Origin of the sequence: Streptococcus sp. GP0011 (genome assembly GCF_030546305.1) — a bacterium.
Lineage (GTDB): Bacteria > Bacillota > Bacilli > Lactobacillales > Streptococcaceae > Streptococcus.
Genome location: NZ_JAUONR010000019.1, coordinates 1 through 609, shown reverse-complemented (window position 1 = coordinate 609; position 609 = coordinate 1). Strand labels below are relative to the sequence as shown.

Below are 609 nucleotides of genomic sequence, written 5' to 3'. Positions count from 1 at the left end.
GTTGATTTAACCGATAGAAAAAACAGGCCCAAATCAGATTATTGGAAGATTCGTCTTTATGACTATAGAACAGAAGACTTAGCCGTTAAAGAAGTAGATCTAAACAAAGTGGTCGCAGACTATGACGCCAGTTTTTTTCCGATTGATTTCAAGATTCTTACCTATCGTGATAATCCTAAAAGCACCATCAATATAGAAGTCAAAGATAATCAAGGTGATATGAAAACCGTAGTTTTAAACATTGATAGTGGAAAAGTAGAAGGAGAGTATCAAGAGCGTTCAGATATCTATGAAGCGGGTCCTTACTATTTTTATACGACACTGGATCAGTATGCAGAAGATAAGGGGTATGTAGTAGGTCGGCTCATTGAAAGTTCTTTGCCTTTTAAAGAGGCGGGCAAGGTTGTTGATACCAACATAAACCTCTTTGAGGAATATCCTGAAATTGAGAAAAAAATAACTGAAGGAGATTGGGCTCTTATTCCTCAAGAAGAATACGTGACCCCAGAGGAATGGTTTGACAAAGTTTTGTACTGGATGGCTCCTAAGGGAGAAGAGAAACTGACGATTTATGGTATAGATACTAAGGGTCAGATTTCTGATACCCCA

General features: G+C 37.9%; 1 protein-coding gene. It reads left to right on the top strand.

Annotated elements, in window-relative coordinates; all coding sequences use genetic code 11:
- On the top strand, positions 1-609 hold a 609-nt coding region (locus tag Q4443_RS10360), incomplete at both ends, for a hypothetical protein (protein ID WP_303408376.1).